Annotated in this window: 17 protein-coding genes; 13 read left to right on the forward strand and 4 right to left on the reverse strand. The window is 44.2% G+C overall.

Translation table 11 applies throughout. The features are described 5' to 3' along the window. Positions 1 to 55 precede the first annotated feature (55 nt). The 4 genes from WG905_RS03905 to WG905_RS03920 all read right to left on the reverse strand — a co-directional run bounded on the left by WG905_RS03905 (position 56) and on the right by WG905_RS03920 (position 3,683). On the reverse strand, positions 56 to 757 hold the full coding sequence (locus WG905_RS03905) for a ComF family protein (RefSeq protein WP_339590396.1): 702 nt from the start codon (positions 755 to 757) through the stop codon (positions 56 to 58). A 123-nt stretch (positions 758 to 880) separates the two neighbouring features. Further along, positions 881 to 1,933, reverse strand: a complete 1,053-nt coding sequence (rlmN, locus tag WG905_RS03910; RefSeq protein WP_339590397.1) for a dual-specificity RNA methyltransferase RlmN — start codon at positions 1,931 to 1,933, stop codon at positions 881 to 883. Between the two features lie 122 nt (positions 1,934 to 2,055). Continuing rightward, positions 2,056 to 3,102, reverse strand: coding sequence for a 23S rRNA pseudouridine(2604) synthase RluF (rluF, locus tag WG905_RS03915; RefSeq protein WP_339590398.1), 1,047 nt, complete (start codon positions 3,100 to 3,102; stop codon positions 2,056 to 2,058). Positions 3,103 to 3,185: 83 nt separating this feature from the next. Next, entirely contained in the window at positions 3,186 to 3,683 is a 498-nt protein-coding gene (locus WG905_RS03920) for a DinB family protein (RefSeq protein ID WP_339590399.1), read from the reverse strand. A gap of 90 nt (positions 3,684 to 3,773) precedes the next feature. Here WG905_RS03920 and WG905_RS03925 point away from each other — a divergent pair, with 90 nt between their 5' ends. The 13 genes from WG905_RS03925 (at position 3,774) to ruvA (ending at position 17,051) form a co-directional block, all read left to right on the forward strand. Further along, entirely contained in the window at positions 3,774 to 4,946 is a 1,173-nt protein-coding gene (locus WG905_RS03925; protein ID WP_339590400.1) for an amidohydrolase family protein, read from the forward strand. A 160-nt stretch (positions 4,947 to 5,106) separates the two neighbouring features. Beyond that, positions 5,107 to 6,057, forward strand: coding sequence for an NAD(P)H-dependent flavin oxidoreductase (locus tag WG905_RS03930; RefSeq protein WP_339590401.1), 951 nt, complete (start codon positions 5,107 to 5,109; stop codon positions 6,055 to 6,057). Positions 6,058 to 6,301: 244 nt separating this feature from the next. Next, positions 6,302 to 6,574: an acylphosphatase gene (locus WG905_RS03935; protein WP_339590402.1), complete on the forward strand. Its 273-nt coding sequence runs from the start codon at positions 6,302 to 6,304 to the stop codon at positions 6,572 to 6,574. A gap of 15 nt (positions 6,575 to 6,589) precedes the next feature. Beyond that, entirely contained in the window at positions 6,590 to 8,089 is a 1,500-nt protein-coding gene (locus tag WG905_RS03940; RefSeq protein ID WP_339590403.1) for a lipopolysaccharide biosynthesis protein, read from the forward strand. A gap of 25 nt (positions 8,090 to 8,114) precedes the next feature. Next, positions 8,115 to 8,546 (forward strand): dUTP diphosphatase, encoded by a 432-nt coding sequence (gene dut, locus WG905_RS03945; protein ID WP_339590404.1) that lies wholly within the window; start codon positions 8,115 to 8,117, stop codon positions 8,544 to 8,546. A gap of 27 nt (positions 8,547 to 8,573) precedes the next feature. After that, positions 8,574 to 9,359, forward strand: a complete 786-nt coding sequence (gene lolB1, locus WG905_RS03950) for a lipoprotein insertase outer membrane protein LolB1 (protein ID WP_339590405.1) — start codon at positions 8,574 to 8,576, stop codon at positions 9,357 to 9,359. 20 nt (positions 9,360 to 9,379) lie between these two features. After that, a complete protein-coding gene (locus WG905_RS03955) occupies positions 9,380 to 10,636 on the forward strand; it encodes a murein hydrolase activator EnvC family protein (RefSeq protein ID WP_339590406.1) in 1,257 nt (418 codons plus the stop codon). A gap of 54 nt (positions 10,637 to 10,690) precedes the next feature. After that, entirely contained in the window at positions 10,691 to 11,077 is a 387-nt protein-coding gene (locus WG905_RS03960; RefSeq protein WP_339590407.1) for a Sec-independent protein translocase subunit TatA/TatB, read from the forward strand. A 10-nt stretch (positions 11,078 to 11,087) separates the two neighbouring features. Continuing rightward, positions 11,088 to 11,294, forward strand: a complete 207-nt coding sequence (locus tag WG905_RS03965) for a Sec-independent protein translocase subunit TatA/TatB (RefSeq protein ID WP_339590408.1) — start codon at positions 11,088 to 11,090, stop codon at positions 11,292 to 11,294. A 32-nt stretch (positions 11,295 to 11,326) separates the two neighbouring features. After that, positions 11,327 to 12,754, forward strand: a complete 1,428-nt coding sequence (gene gatA / locus WG905_RS03970; protein WP_339590409.1) for an Asp-tRNA(Asn)/Glu-tRNA(Gln) amidotransferase subunit GatA — start codon at positions 11,327 to 11,329, stop codon at positions 12,752 to 12,754. A gap of 53 nt (positions 12,755 to 12,807) precedes the next feature. Then, positions 12,808 to 14,079, forward strand: coding sequence for a lytic transglycosylase domain-containing protein (locus WG905_RS03975; RefSeq protein ID WP_339590410.1), 1,272 nt, complete (start codon positions 12,808 to 12,810; stop codon positions 14,077 to 14,079). Between the two features lie 72 nt (positions 14,080 to 14,151). Then, positions 14,152 to 16,467 carry an NADP-dependent malic enzyme gene (locus WG905_RS03980; RefSeq protein WP_339590411.1) on the forward strand — a complete coding sequence of 772 codons (2,316 nt, stop codon included), beginning with the start codon at positions 14,152 to 14,154 and terminating at the stop codon, positions 16,465 to 16,467. Continuing rightward, entirely contained in the window at positions 16,467 to 17,051 is a 585-nt protein-coding gene (gene ruvA / locus WG905_RS03985; protein WP_339590412.1) for a Holliday junction branch migration protein RuvA, read from the forward strand. Before WG905_RS03980 ends, ruvA begins: the two co-directional genes overlap by 1 nt. Positions 17,052 to 17,056: the final 5 nt, after the last annotated feature.

Raw genomic sequence — 17,056 nt, forward strand, 5'->3', positions numbered from 1 at the left:
TGGTAACTTAGCTGGGGGTGGTATGATTGAAAGAAAGGCAGCCGGCTTGCTTAAATTATTTAGCGTAGGCTGCGGCTGCAATGCTTAAATGGGCAGGTTTGTGCTGGCCGAGGGTGGTTGCACAGGCCTCTAATGTGGCGCCGGTCGTGATCACATCATCCACTAATAAAATATGTTGGCCGGTCACCGCCATGGGTTGCAATACCATAAATGCATTCTCCAGGTTATGAAACCGTTCGAACCTTTCATTTTTCGTTTGACTTTTTGTTTGCTTGTACCTGATGATGACTTTCGTTTTTACGGGAATCTTCAGTTTTTCGGCTATTCCGTTGGCGATATACTCACTTTGGTTATAACCACGGCTCCGCAGGCGTTTTTCGTGGATAGGCACAGGAACGATGTAGTCATAGTTTTGCTGAAAACCGCTGGCTATCAGGCGTTCGCCGATCATTTCACCCAGTAGAAACCCGATTTGTGGTTGGCTTTTATACTTCAACTGGTGCATCAGGTTTTGTGTCTTGCTTTCTTTGGTAAAATAGAGCAGGGCCATTGCGGTATGCAAAGGTATTCGTCCCCAGAACTGCTTCGCTACGGGGTTTTCGCGATGGAGGTGAAAGTCGGTATAGGGTAGGTCAAATTCGCATTTAATGCAGATATCTTTTTCACTGTTGTTGAGTCGAGCGTCGCAGGCCGGGCAGAGTTCCGGGTAAAGCAGGTTGGTGAAATCTTTGAATAAATTTTGTATGGTGGAGCGCATCGCCCAAGATAATAAAAGTTTATCGTTTTTAGGGCGCTAAAAAGAGTTATACTTAAAAAGTAATCCTATTGGGAGTTAAATATCGCTATAATTAACTATTAGTGAAATCAATATAGGGAACGGTTACTTTTCGCCGTCTTTAACGGCGAGTTGTCCGCAGGCTGCATCAATGTCTTTTCCGCGGCTTCTCCTGATGTTGGTGTTGATGCCCTGGCTTTTCAGGTAATTGGAAAATGCATCAATTTTATCGCCTTCTGCATTGATGAAATCTGCAAACTGAATAGGGTTGTATTCGATCAGGTTGACTTTACACGGGACATGCTTACAGAACCTGGCCAGGTCTTTGGCATCTTCCAGCTCATCGTTGAAGTTGTTAAATACAATGTACTCGTAGGTAACCGGGTTTTTGGTTTTTGAGAAGTAATATTTTAGTGCCTCTGCCAGGGCGTTTAAGGTGTTGTGTTCTGTGATGGGCATGATCTCGTTGCGCTTGGCGTCATTCGCCGCATGCAGGGATAGGGCAAGGTTGAATTTTACCCCGTCATCACCTAATTTTTTAATCATTTTAGCGATACCGGCTGTTGATACCGTGATGCGTTTGGATGCCATGTTCAGGCCATCGGGCGAAGTAATGCGCTCGATTGATTTCATCACATTTGCATAGTTCAGCAAGGGCTCGCCCATGCCCATATAAACGATATTGGTTAAGGGAGCATTGTAATTTTTCTTCGCCTGCTGATCAATCAGGACCACCTGGTCATAGATTTCATCAGCATTCAGGTTTCTCTTGCGGTCCATATAACCTGTAGCGCAAAATTTACAGGTTAAACTGCAGCCCACCTGGGAACTTACGCAGGCGGTCATCCTTTCTTCCATCGGAATCAACACGCCCTCTACGATATTGCCATCGTACAACCTGAAGGTGTTTTTGATGGTATGGTCGTTACTGAACTGGGAATTGTTAATTTCAACTACATTGATGGCAAAGTGCTCGTCGAGTTTTTTTCGCAGCTCTTTGCTCAGGTTGCTCATTTCTGCAAAAGTGCGTGCAGATTTTTCCCATAGCCATTGATAAACTTGCTTAGCACGGTAAGAAGGTTCATTGATGGAGGTGAAATGCTGCTGTAACTGTGTGAGTTCCAGTGCCCTGATGTCAGTTTTTTTGAGGATAGCCATTTGGCTGCAAAGTTACCGATTTATAATGAAATATTGTCATTAGGGCTTAATAATCATGCGGTTCGGGAAATAGATCCCGGAACAGTGTCCGGGATAACGGCGCAACGGTATCCCGGATAGCCCTATTTTTTTCCTGGTGTACCGGATTTTCCTCTTGATGGTCTGGCTGGCCTTTTCGCCGGGCCATTGGTTTTATGCCAGTCGGTGCTTCCTGCGGCTGAACTTCTGCCTCCGGCACCTGGCCTTTGATCCGTTTTTGGTTTTGCTGTCCTGCCTTTACCGGTTCCTGTCCCGGCACCTGCTCCAGTCCTGGTTTTGGCAGCAGCACCTTTTGCTCCAAATTTACCGGGTTTAGAGAATGCCCTTCTGTCTTTGTTGACCAAAACCTCAGGTTCTTCTTTCGCAGGTTTTGCTTTTTTAACCACTCGTTTTGGCTCCTGGCTTTTGTCTGAGTTGGATTTGGCAACAAGCTGATTGATGCCCTCCATTTCTTCTGTTGTCAGTTCTCTCCATTCGCCAATAGGTAAGCCTTTCAAGGTGATGTTCATGATCCGGGTACGTTCAAGCCTGGTCACTTCATAACCGAAGTGCTCACACATCCGTCGGATTTGCCTGTTGAGGCCCTGGATCAGCGTGATTTTGAAGATCAGGGGTGTTTCTTTAACGACTTTACATTTTTTGGTCATGACGCCCAGAACGGGTACGCCTTTAGACATCCCCTCAATAAAACTATCTGTGATGGGCTTATTGACCGTAACTATATATTCCTTCTCGTGGTTATTACCCGCTCTCAGGATTTTGTTCACAAGATCTCCGTTATTGGTCAGGAAGATTAGCCCTTGTGAATCTTTATCTAAACGGCCGATAGGGAAAACACGTTCGCTATGGTTTACATAGTCTACGATATTGCTTTTTACGCCGGGTTCTGTTGTACTGGTAATTCCTACGGGCTTGTTGAATGCCAACAGGATAGAGTTTTCTGCTTCTTTTGGTTCAATGGTCTGGCCGTTAACCACCACCACATCGCCAAAAATTACTTTATCGCCAATCTTGGCCTTTCTACCATTGATATATACGTTGCCCTGCTCAATATATCTGTCTGCCGCCCGTCTGGAGCACAAACCGCTTTCGCTAATATATTTATTTAATCTTGTATTGGTATCAGACATGAGGGTAGAGTTTAATTTGAATTTCTTTTTGCAAAGAAAAGCAATTTAAACCCTAAAATATCAAAATATTTTATGACGGTGCTTTAGAAGCCCGTTTCATCGGCACTCGGACCGTAACTTCCTGGTATCGGGATGTTCAGCAGGCGCAGGTAAACACCTAATTGTGCCCTGTGGTGGACGATCTGGTTTAACGCCATCCGGATCACCGAATATTTTGGACTGGTGCTGTATATCTCCTCCCCATTGCGGAGTGTCCAGGGTTCCAGCAAGTGTGCTTCATTCTCTGGCAATAGTTGGCTCCGGCCATCCTCGAGGTTCTTCTCAAAATAGGCCAAAAGTTCTGCATTGGCATTAATCTCGGGAACTGTGTAAGGTGCGGTGGCGAAATCAAGTTCAGTGGTGGTCAGCGTCATGGTAATCCAGGTCGGTAATTCGGCGATATGGGTAGCCAGCGACTTCATGACCATGCTTTTTTCATGTGGCTTATAGTTGAACTGGTCGTCAGGAATCCTTTCCAGCATTTTTCTGGTGGTCACTGCTTCCTGGTTCAGGTCTTCTAAGAAGATTTTAATCATTTCCATTTTGTTCTGTTTTATGGTGAAGGTGGTGAAGGTAAAGAAAGAGGTTGTGCCTGGGATAAACAAATATATAAAAAAAGTACTTTTGTGTTTATGCTTCAATACCTTTCTGCATCAATTGTATACCCAGTAACTGCGGCTCCTTTAATAAATGGCGTGATTGCCATGGAGGCTGATGGTACCATTCATTCGATCTTATCCGCTGAGTCGGCAAAGGAGCAGGGAATCGAAAATATTCGGCATTACAACGCTGCGCTCATTCCCGGCCTGGTTAATACACATTGTCACCTTGAGCTTTCACATCTTTTTCAAAAAATACCGCCGCATACAGGTTTGCAAAGTTTTGTACAACAGGTAATGAAGTACCGCGGCACTGGGGATGACGTGGTGCTGGAGGCGATGAAGCAGGCTGATGAGGAGATGTATAGGAATGGGATTGTGGCGGTAGGGGATATTTCGAATCTGCCGGTTTCAAAAGCAACAAAACTGGAGAGCAGGCTATTTTACCACACTTTTGTGGAAACCCTGGGTTTTGATCCGGAAAAAGCCGCTGCGGTAATGGAAAGGGCGCTCCAGATGAAGGCTGCATTTTCACCATTGAAAGCATCCATCATCCCGCATGCACCTTATTCTATTTCTAAGGAATTATTTGCAGAGATCCGTGATTATACAGCCAGCCATGAAAACCTGATCAGCATGCATAACCAGGAAACGGTGGATGAGAACCTGTTTTTTGAACAGAAGCAGGGTGCTTTCCTTAAATTGTATGCGTTTTTAGGATTGGATATCAGCTTCTTTGAGGCGACGGGCAAGAGTTCGCTGCAGAGTGTGTTGCCAGCGTTACCTTCAGGAAAGGTTTTACTCGTGCACAATACCTTAACTAATGAAGCAGATATCCGTTTTGCCAATGCCCGGCACAAGCACTTGTTTTGGTGCCTGTGCCCTAACGCAAATTTGTATATTGAGCAGCGCCTGCCTCAGGTTCAGCTCTTTAGGGATGCAGGGTTGAAAATTACCCTGGGTACGGATAGCCTGGCGAGTAATCACCAGCTGAGTATTTTGGCAGAGATGAAAACTTTGCAGGAACAGCAGGGACTTCCGTTTGAAGAATTGTTAAGCTGGGGGACTTTAAATGGGGCGGAATTTTTAGGGCTGGAAGGTCAGCTGGGTTCGTTTGAACCCGGTAAAAAACCAGGCATCAATTTAATTGAAGGAATGGAAGGTCAAATAATTACAGCGTCAACGACAATCAGGAGGTTGATTTAAGGGTTTAGTTGATGGTATTTAATTTTGATATAGTTTTTAGCTATATCTATTTAGCGAAATGAATTTAAGCCATATTAACAGGCGTTTTAATTAATAAAGATTAGCGGGGGTTGCTGAAGGTTCAAGATAAGCATTACATCGCCGGTTAAAATAACAACATATGGGGAATAGCATTACCAGTTTATTGAAAATTAAATACCCGATTATTCAGGCGGGCATGGTTTGGTGCAGTGGATGGCGATTAGCGGCTGCTGTTTCTAATGCGGGTGGCCTGGGGATGATTGGTGCTGGTTCGATGTATCCGGCCGTACTCAGGGAACATATTCAAAAATGTAAAAAGGCTACCGTATTTCCTTTTGGGGTGAATGTACCCCTGATGTACCCCAATGTGGAAGATATCATGAACATCATTGTGGAAGAAGGGGTGAAAGTTGTTTTTACATCCGCTGGGAATCCTGCAAGCTGGACGGGCTTTTTGAAGCAACAGGGCATCACGGTTGTGCATGTCATCGCCAATACAAAATTCGCGAAAAAAGCGGAAGCTGCCGGTGCCGATGCTGTCGTTGCGGAAGGTTTTGAGGCCGGCGGACATAATGGGCGTGAGGAAACCACCACCATGTGCCTGGTGCCGCTGATTAAAAAGGCCGTGCATATTCCTGTGATAGCTGCTGGTGGTATTGGTAGTGGTGCGGCGATGCTGGCTGCTTTTGCCTTGGGGGCTTCCGGTGTCCAGATTGGTTCTGCATTTGCCGTGTCGGAAGAATCTTCGGCCCATCCGGCTTTTAAAGATCGGATTGTAAATGCGGTGGAGGGGGATACGCATTTGAGGCTGCACAAATTAATGCCCGTGCGCCTGCTGCGGAATGCTTTTGCGGAGGCGGTGGCCAAGGCGGAAGCAGAAGGAGCGGAGGCCGCGGAATTGAAAGTGCTGCTGGGCAAGGCCAGGGCAAAGGCTGGTATGTTTGAGGGAAACCTCGAGGAAGGTGAACTTGAAATTGGCCAGGTATCGGCTGGATTAACCAAAGTGGCGCCGGCTGCGGAAATTCTGCAGGAAATCTGGCAGGAGTTTTTACGCGAAAAAGAAAGATTGGGGAAATTGGCGTTTGACTAGGTTCCGTTGCGGGATTGTTTTTTTCGTCATCCCGGACGCCGTTCCGGGATCTTTTAAAACGAGGTTAATGTACGTTATAGGATTAGCTGTATAATACTTTGAATAATTTCTCTGGAACATGCATCTTTGCATGGGATTTTATACCATATAATTGAATAAAATTTTTGACCACAATTGGATCCTGAAATAAATTCAGGATGACGAGGCAACTGATGATGACGGTGGCAAATCATGACGACGAGATATGAAGCATATAGACATAAAGGTTACAGGTAAGGTACAGGGCGTTTCTTTCAGGGCGGTTACTAAAATGGTGGCTGATCAAATGGGTGTTCGGGGCATTATCCGCAATGAAAGTGATGGCAGTGTATTCATAGAAGCTGAAGGCGATGAGGTGTCGCTGGATGTATTTTTGGAATGGTGCCATGACGGACCAGACCGTGCCGTTGTGGAGCTGGTCACAGTGAACCCCGGCACAGTGAAAAACTACCAGAATTTTGAAGTAATTAAAAGATAAAGATGAGGGTTTCACGTGTCGCCATTTAAAAAATTCCTTGGTCAGACGGCCATTTATGGGATCAGTACAGTCTTTTCAAGGTTGTTTAACTTCATCCTTACGCCGATTTATACCAGCGTTTACGGACCGGCTACTTATGGGGTTTTTACCAAGCTTTACAGCTATGCTTCTTTGATTAATGCCGTATTGGCTTTTGGTATGGAAAGTACTTTTTTCCGCTACCTGACCAAACATGAGGATAAAAAACAGGAGGTCTATAACAATGCCTTTCTCTGCATTTTATCTTTAGGTATCTTATTTTTGATCTCCGGTTTTGTGCTCTCAGACCAGCTTGCGTTGTGGACTTACAGTGGCGAAGTGGGGGATATACAAAACAGCCTGGCGGATTACCAGCAATATATAAAGCTGTTTGTCGGGATCTTGTTTGTGGACGCCATTTGTGTGATTCCTTTTGCTAAACTGAGGGCAGAGGAAAGGCCCTTAAAATACAGTCTCGTCAAGTTTTTAAATATCGGAACCTTCGTCGGTTTCAACTTGTTCTTTATTTTCGTCATCCCCCTGCTCATTAAAAATGAATGGCCTTTGTCGGCTTGGTTTGCCTCCTGGTACCGTTTCCAGTGGGTAGGTTATGTGTTTATATCGAACCTGATCGCCAGTGTGGTGACGCTGTTGCTGCTGCTGCCGGAATTCATGAAGCTGCAGCTGAAATTTGATAAAGTGCTGTTTGGAAAGATGTTTTCTTACAGCTGGCCGGTTTTAGTGGCCAATCTTTCTTTTATCGTCAACGAAAACCTCGATAAAATAGTGCTGAGCGAATTGCTTCCCCCGGGTATTGCTGATATTGACGTCGGTATTTATGGTGCTGTTTGTAAGATCGCGATGTTCATGAGCATTTTTATTACGGCTTTCAGGCTGGGTGCCGAACCTTTCTTTTTTAGCTATGCCAAAAATGCCAATGCAAGGCAGACTTACGCGGTGATCCTTCATTTCTTCGTCATTGCACTGGCTATACTCTTTGTAGCCCTGGTGGCGAACATTGAACTGTTAAAATATTTTATTCGCAGGGAAGAATATTGGGTGGGCTTGCCGGCGATCCCTTATTTGCTGTTTGGCTACCTCTGCCTGGGCATCTATATGAATTTATCCATCTGGTACCGGCTTTCTGACCAGACCCGCTATGGTTTGTACATTTCCCTGGTGGGCGCAGCGATCACCATCGTTTTTAACTTTCTGCTGATCCCTAAATTCAGTTATATGGGTTCGGCCTGGGTATCGATGCTGGCCTATGGGGTAATGATGGTCATCTCCTATGTTTTAGGTCAGAAATATTACCCTATTCCTTATAAACTAAACAGAATTCTGCTTTACCTTGGTATTTCAGTGGTTTTAGTCGTGCTTTCTTTTTGGGTCTTCGCTAGAAATATTTATATTGGAAATGCACTGCTGCTGGGCTTTTTAGGGTTTATTTTTTACTGCGAAAAAGATGAGGTCAGGGCGATGTTAGGATCAAAATAATTAAATAACACTATATATAACGAACATGAATATTAACATTATAAACAAGTCTGATTTACCTTTGCCACAATATGAAACTGCTCATGCGGCTGGAATGGACATGCGTGCTTTTGTAGAAACTGCGGTGGTGATTAAACCTTTGCAGCGTGTTTTGATTCCAACAGGTTTACATATTGAATTGCCTGTGGGTTTTGAAGCGCAGATTCGTCCGCGCAGTGGCCTGGCTTACAAGCATGGCATCAGCATCGTGAATGCACCCGGAACTATTGATGCCGATTACAGGGGCGAGATTAAAGTGCTGTTGGTGAACCTTTCGGATACTGATTTTGTAGTGAACCATGGTGACCGCATTGCACAGATGGTAATTGCCAAGCATGAAACGATTACCTGGCAAAGTGTAGCGGAATTGAATGATACTGCCCGTGGCGAAGGTGGCTACGGACATACCGGTAAGTAACATTACCGTTTAAGGGAAATTGATAAGATGATAGCAAATAACTATAAGTTATTATTTCTGGGGATGGTGATACTGACTTTTTCGGCTTGCAAAAGCAAAAAGCTGGTCGTTGCTCCCCCGGTTGTAAAAGTAGATACAGTAAATACGGGAAAAGCAGAAAACCTGTTGTTGCTGAAAAACAATAACATCAATTTTCTGACGCTATCCTTAACCGGTAAAGCACAGTTGAACATGGATGGGCAGGAGAATAATGTGTCCGTGAACATCCGGATACTGAAAGATAAAAAGATCTGGATGCGCGTCTCGGCCATCGCCAACATGGAAATAGCCAGGGTTTTGGTGACGCCGGACAGCTTGCTGGTATTGAACCGCATGCAAGGTGTAGTGCTGCAGAAGCCTTTTAATTATATCCATACTTACGCCAATAGGGAGGTCAACTTTAAGTTGCTGCAAGACCTGCTGACGGGAAATGCGCCTGATGAATTTTTAGGGCAGGATGCTGACCTGGAGCTGCAGAACGGGGTATGGCTGTTAAAGGGAACAAGAAATAACCTGGGCTTTCAGATCTTATTTAATACTTTGCTGAAAGCAGCGCAGACTAATTTAAACCATGCCAGTGCGGCGCAGGCTTTGAAAGTGGTTTATGGGGATTACCAGAAAGTGAACGGTTCGCTGTTTCCCTCAGGGATGCAGCTCAACTCGATGTCGGGCGCCAAAAAGGTGGACATTACCTTCGATTTTTCTAAAATTGAAAGCAATGTAACCCTTGATTTTCCGTTTACTGTTCCTAAAAGGTTTGAAGTTCTAAACTAATTTTTTATACTTTTGAATTAATGAAGTTATCCAAAATAATTTTCTTTGTGTTGTTGATGGTCTGTGCAACTCAGGTGGTTGCGCAAAGCAGTGCGCAATTAAAAAGAAAAAAAGAAGCCATCCAACGGGAAATTGAGCTGTTGCAAAAGAACCTGAACAAAGCGGCGAAGGCTAAGAAATTAACCCTCAGCGAGATCAGGGCACTGAGTACGAAAATTAACCTGATGCAGAGCAAGATCACCGTGATTAACTCGGAGATCAAAAACATCGATAACCAGATTCACGAAAACAGCAATACGGTCCGCTCGCTGAAAGAACAACTGGCGCAGCTGAAAAAAGAATATGCCGGAATGATCCGTTTTGCACAGCGGAACAAGAACGCCTATGATAAAATGATGTTCATCTTCGCTTCACATGATTTTAACCAGGCTTACAAGCGCATTAAATACCTGCAGCAGTTTGGTCAATACCGCAAAAAACAGGCGAATTACATCCAGGGTACCGAAAAAAACCTGAACTATAAGATCGTTATCCTCGATAAAAGCTTAAAAGAAAAAAGTAACTTGCTGAAAGAACAGGAGGAGGAACGGGAGAAATTAGGGAAGAATAAAAACCAGCGTTCACAGGTGTTGAACAAGTATAGCAAGGAAGAAAAACAATATAGCCGAAATATTACACAACGTAAAAAACAGTTGCAGGCATTGGAACGCCAGATCCGTACAGCGATTCAGCGGGAGATTGCCCTGATTAAAAAACGTGAGGAAGAGGCAGCCAGGGCTGCGGCAGCAAAAGCCAAGGCCGAAAACAGGCCAGCGCCGGAAGCGCCTAAAGAAAAAACTTCTGCAGGTTATTTAACAGCCACACCGGAAGCAGCGAAACTTTCTGCAGCTTTTGTGGGTAACAGGGGCTCATTGCCATGGCCGGTTGCACAGGGATCCATTACCGAAAGTTTCGGAAGGCACAAGGAAGGTCAGGCAAGTTATGACAATACCGGGGTAACTATCCAGACTGCTGATGGGGCAACGGTAAGGGCGGTATTTAATGGTACCGTTTCCAGGGTGATGAATAGCCTAGGTACCTACCTGGTGCTGATTAAACATGGTGAATATTTTACCGTTTATCAAAACCTGCGCTCGGTGAGTGTTTCTGCTGGTGATGCCGTAAGTACCAAACAGGCGATTGGCGTGGTGGCGAATACAGGAGAAATACCTGAGCTGCAGTTCCAGATCTGGCGAGGTACCACTGCACAGAATCCGGAAGCCTGGATTGCCAGATAAATTATTTTAGAGATTAATGCTTATATTTGTAACCAATATTAATACGCTTGAACAATGTACACAGGAACATTATTAGAATTCTTGAATATGGGTGGTGGTGAAATTATGCTTATCCTTGCGGTGGTGCTTTTGCTATTCGGAGGTAAAAAATTGCCGGAATTGGCCCGTGGTTTAGGAAAAGGCATCAGGGATTTCAAGGACGCTTCGGAAGGGGTGAAGAGAGAAATCCACAGAAATATCAACGCAATGGATGTTGAAAAAGAATTTTCAACAGACAGTCCTTCGGCTTCAGCTTATTCATCAACTTCAACGGTGACGGCGGATACTGATAATGCAACGTCAACGGTGACCGCTGATGCTGACCAGGCGACTTCAACTGCTGATACAGATACTTTTACTGCAGATTCAAAAGACGAAATAAAACCAAATAACAATATTTAATAAAAAAGACATGTTAAACTCAACCTTATTAATGGCATTAGGTGCTCCGGAAATTGCAATTATCCTTGTGATTGTTTTACTTCTTTTTGGTGGTAAAAAAATTCCTGAATTAATGCGTGGCCTGGGTAAAGGCGTTAAAGAATTTAAAGAGGGTAAAGAGGGTACGGATGCTGATGCTTATGACCGTGATGGTAATAAAGTAAACAAGCCGTTGTAATTTTTCCCATTCATTAATAACCTCCTGTAGTTTTGAAGAAATTTAACTCTCTAAAAGAGATAAGAATCCTTATTGATCAAAAAAAGACCAGCTTGCCCGACTTGCTGGAGTATTATTTCAATCAGATTTCACAACAACAGCAATTGAATGCCTTTAACGAGGTGTTTTTTGCCAGTGCGAGAAAACAAGCTGCGGGAGTTCAAGAAAAAATCGATCAGGGTACAGCAGGGAAGCTTGCTGGAATGGTGATCGGTATTAAAGATAATATTTGTTATAAAGACCATCGGGTGAGTGCCTCTTCCAGGATGCTTGATGGTTTTGTTGCTCCTTATTCCGCCACCGTGGTGCAAAGGTTACTGGATGAAGATGCCATCATTATTGGCAGGCTCAACTGTGATGAATTTGCCATGGGTGGCTCCAATGAAACTTCTGTTTACGGTCCGGTTAAAAATGCCATGGATGAAGAGCGGGTGTCGGGTGGTTCATCCGGCGGTTCTGCTGTTGCTGTGCAGGCAGATTTATGTCTTGCTGCCTTAGGAACGGATACAGGTGGTTCAGTACGCCAGCCTGCTGCCTTTTGCGGTTGCATTGGTTTAAAGCCGACTTACGGCAGGATTTCCCGTTATGGGGTCATTGCCTACGCTTCTTCTTTTGACCAGGTGGGAACCATTACCTCTTCGGTGAGTGATGCGGCTTTGCTGATGGAAGTGCTTTCCGGAGCGGATGAATACGACAGCACCGTGTCTAAACAGCCTGTGCCTGTTTACAGTAACTTGAGTACGGCTGGAAAGAAATATAAAATTGCGGTTTTAAAGGAAACACTGGAAAGTGAAGCCCTTGATGTCGAAATTAAAGCATCAATTTTGAAGGCCATCGAAAAGCTTAAAGCGGCGGGCCATACCATTGATTATGTGTCCTTCGATTTGCTGGATTACCTGGTGCCCACTTATTATGTGTTGACCACTGCGGAGGCTTCTTCTAATTTGTCGAGGTATGATGGTGTTCATTATGGTCACCGCAATACCGAAGCAACAAGCCTTAATGCCTTGTATAAGTTATCCAGGGCAGAGGGTTTTGGTGATGAGGTGAAACGCCGGATCTTACTGGGTACTTTTGTGCTGAGTGCCGGCTATTATGATGCCTATTACCAGAAAGCACAGAAAGTAAGACGCCTGATCAGGGATAAGACTGCTGCCTTGCTCGAAGAATATGATATGCTGCTTACACCGGTTGCCCCAACGCCTCCTTTTAAAATTGGTGAGAACCTGGAGGATCCTTTAGTGATGTACATGGCTGATATTTACACAGTTTTAGCCTCATTATCGGGAATTCCTGCAATTGCCATTCCTTTGGGCAATAATGGTGGAGGTTTGCCGTTAAGTTTACAGTTTATGTCAGGAAATTTCAAGGAAGAGATATTATTATCTTTCGCTGATAGCTTCTTAAATAAATCCGAATAATTATTAAAAAAGAATGTAAATTCATCAAATTGAGCGTTAGCTTAACAGAGCCTATGAAAACATGCGTAAGTCTACTCACCTGTTCAATAATAGCTTTAATAAGCTTTACGGCTAAGGCCCAGCAGTTTGATCCCCTTATTATAAATGATACCACCACGGTTCCGATGGTGCTGGAAGAAACCCCTTCCTTTGATAACTATAATTTTGTTTACAAACAAAGACTGGACTCCCTGCAGGACCAGGTGCCTTTGCCGTATAACGAATACGTACAAAAATACATCGAAATTTATAGTAGCCGTAAAGACCAGATGGGTAAAATGCTGGGACTTTCGGATTATTATTTCCCCATTTTCGAACAAGCCCTGAAGGACAACGACATTCCGGAGGTCATGAAGTATTTACCGATCATTGAATCGTCCATGAATCCCAAAGCGATTTCAAGGGTGGGTGCAACAGGCATATGGCAATTTATGTTTGCTACCGCCAAGGGCTATGGCCTCAAAATGGATAGTTATGTGGATGAGCGCAGGGATCCGGTAGAAGCAAGTCATGCTGCGGCGGCTTATTTCAAGGATGCTTATGCAGGTCTGGGTGACTGGCTGCTGGCCATTGCGGCTTATAACTGCGGTCGTGGTAACGTTGACCGTGCCATTAAAAAAGCAAATTCAAGAGATTTTTGGGATATCAGGCCTTTTCTGCCAATGGAAACCCGGAACTATGTTCCTGCGTTCATTGCCGCAGTTTATGTGATGAACTTTTCGAAAGCACATGATATTGAAAAACAGGATGCTGAAATAGCCTTAGGAACAGATGTTGTACAGGTGGACCGTTATGTGTCGCTGCCGGTACTGGCGAAAGCGCTTGATGTGGAAGAAGCCTTGTTGTTAAGCTTAAACCCATCTTATAAAAAGAAGGTCGTGAACGGTACAAGTGCATCGCCCAAACGGATTGTGATGCCTCGTGTAACGCTTGATAACTTTACCCCGGTATTTAATGTCCTGAATAAAATTGATACGGAAGAGCAGCCTCAGGTTATCCTGGCTTCCAATACCGGTAAACGAACGGGCCAGGGTGCAATTGCTGTTCAATACCACCGGGTAATCAGGGGACAGAGCCTATCGGTGATCGCTCAAAAATACAATGTAGATGTGCAGGACCTGAAGGTCTGGAATAAATTGAAGGGATCGCAGCTGATGCCCGGGCAACGCCTGATTGTCTCTAAAAATCAAGGGGAGCGAGCGTTGCAAATACCCGCTAAACCAACCAAAGAATATATTTCCTATTCGCCAGATCGCGGAACATCCCGTGTTTCCGGTAAAATCTAAGACCGTTTTATTATGTTGCTTATTAAAAGATCGTAACTTTGCGCTTTACGATGTAACCTTTAATAAGAGTAAATGAGTAAGACGAACAAAAAACAAGACGCTCTAGATTATCACTCGCAGGGGAGGCCAGGAAAAATCCAGGTAGTACCAACAAAACCAACTAACTCTCAAAGAGATTTAACATTGGCATATTCCCCGGGGGTCGCTGAACCTTGTTTGAAGATCGCTGAGAATAAAGATGATGTTTATAAGTATACCGCTAAAGGAAACCTGGTTGCTGTAATCAGTAACGGAACAGCTGTACTGGGATTAGGAAATATTGGTCCGGAAGCAGGAAAGCCTGTAATGGAAGGTAAAGGCCTGTTATTTAAGATCTTTGCTGATATTGATGTTTTTGACCTGGAACTGGATACCACTAACGTTGATGACTTTGTTAAAATCGTTAAAGCTTTAGAGCCTACCTTCGGTGGTATCAACCTCGAAGATATTAAAGCGCCTGAATGCTTTGAAATAGAACGCCGCCTGAAAGAGGTGATGAATATTCCGGTGATGCACGATGACCAGCATGGTACCGCAATTATTTCTGCTGCAGCTTTGTTAAATGCCTGCGAATTACAAAAAAAGAAATTAGAAAAAGTTAAAATTGTAGTGAATGGTGCCGGTGCGGCTGCCATTTCCTGCTCTAGGTTATATGTATCCCTGGGTGCGCAGCTGGAAAATATTGTGATGTGCGACAGAACAGGCGTCATCAGAAAAGACCGTGCTGACCTCGGCGATCTGAAAGCCGAATTTGCCACCACCAGGAATATGCATTCCTTAAGTGATGCGATGAAAGATGCTGATGTTTTTATTGGTTTATCTTCTGCTGACTGTGTAACCGCAGATATGTTAGCGTCAATGGCGAAAAACCCTATTGTTTTTGCCATGGCAAATCCTAACCCTGAAATCGCTTACGACCTGGCCATCGCTTCCCGTAAGGACCTGATTATGGCTACCGGCCGTTCTGATTACCCTAACCAGGTGAACAACGTTTTGGGTTTCCCTTATATTTTCAGGGGTGCTTTGGACGTGCGTGCTACTGCCATTAATGAGGAAATGAAAATTGCAGCAGTGAAAGCCATTGCCGCTCTTGCGAAGAAATCAGTTCCTGAAGCCGTGATCATGGCTTATAATGAAAAGAATATCAAGTTTGGTAAAGATTACATCATTCCTAAACCGAATGATTTCAGGTTAATGACCAATGTTTCTGTGGCTGTGGCTAAAGCAGCAATTGAATCTGGTGTAGCCCGCAAGATCATCACCGACTGGGATGCTTATACAGAAGAATTGAAATTGCGCTTAGGTAAGGATGATGCCATTATGCGTGCCATTACCAGCAAAGCTAAATCTGACCCGAAACGGGTGGTATTTGCTGAAGCGGATAATTATAAAATTTTAAAAGCTGCACAGATTGTTAAGGATGAAAATATTGCCGTCCCTATTCTTTTAGGTAACAAACAGGCGATCCAGGATATCATCAGGGATAGTTCGTTGGAATTGGATGGCGTTTTGATCATCGATCCTTTTGAAGAGCCTGAACGCATGGATAAATATGCCCGCTCTTTGTTTGAAAAAAGACAAAGAAAAGGTGTTACCCTTTATGAGGCAAGTAAATTAATGCGCGACCGTAACTACTTCGGTGCTTCGATGGTGGAATTCGGTGAAGCGGATGCCATGATCTCTGGTCTGACTAAGAATTACGTTTCCACCATTAAACCTGCTTTACAGGTCATTGGTACAGAAGAAGGTGTTGGCCGTGTGGCTGGTATGTACATGATGATGACCACCAAAGGGCCTGTGTTTTTCGGTGATACCACAGTAAATGTAAATCCAACGGCCGAAGAGCTTGTAGATTTAACCTTATTGCTGGAACGTGCAGTGAGCAGGTTTAACATCAAACCGAGAATTGCCTTGCTTTCTTATTCTAACTTCGGTTCTAACGAGGGGGTTATTCCGGAGAAAGTTCGTAAAGCGGTGAAAATATTGCATGAAAAACATCCTGACCTTGTGGTGGATGGTGAATTGCAGGGAAACTTCGCAATTAACAATGCTTTGATAAAAGACAACTTTCCTTTTAGCAGGTTAGCAGATGCCCCGGCGAATACGCTGGTATTCCCTAACCTGGAATCTGGAAATATTGCCTACAAATTATTGCAGGAACTGGGCGGCGCAGAGGCCATAGGCCCGATTTTACTGGGACTGAAAAAACCTGTTCATATTGTGCAGCTGGGAAGTTCAGTGCGCGAGATTGTGAATATGGTAACAATCGCCGTATTAGATGTACAGGCGAAAGAAACTGAAGCTGAACCTAAAAAAGGTGGCTTTTTAAAACGTAAAACAAAAGTATAATGTTTGAATATATTGATGGTAAACTGACCTTTAAATGCCCTACCTATATTGTTGTAGAAACTGGAGGGATTGGCTATCACATCAATATATCGCTGAATACATACAGCAGTCTGGGTGATGCCGAGCGTTGCAAGGTATACACCTGGCTGCATATTAAGGAAGATGCGCATACCCTTTACGGCTTTGCCGAGGAAGGGGAGCGCAGACTTTTCCTGCACCTGATCTCCGTCTCCGGAATCGGACCCAATACCGGGAGAATGATGCTTTCTTCTATTACACCTGCTGAAATTCAAACAGCCATTGTACAAGGCGACCTTCCGCTGATCCAGCGCATCAAAGGCATTGGCGTAAAAACTGCCCAGCGTCTGGTACTCGAACTACAGGATAAACTGAAGAAAGAAGGTACCGGCTCTCTAATCGCCGCTCCATTAAATAACACGGTGCGCGAAGAAGCGCTTTCTGCCTTGCTGATGCTTGGTTTTACCAGGCAGCCTGCAGAGAAAGCCATTGATAATGCAGTGAAGAATGGCGGCATGGATTTAACAGTGGAGGAAATGATAAAAATTGCGCTAAAGAATTTGTAATTTAA

Origin of the sequence: Pedobacter immunditicola (genome assembly GCF_037482985.1) — a bacterium.
GTDB classification, from domain to species: Bacteria; Bacteroidota; Bacteroidia; order Sphingobacteriales; family Sphingobacteriaceae; genus Pedobacter; species Pedobacter immunditicola.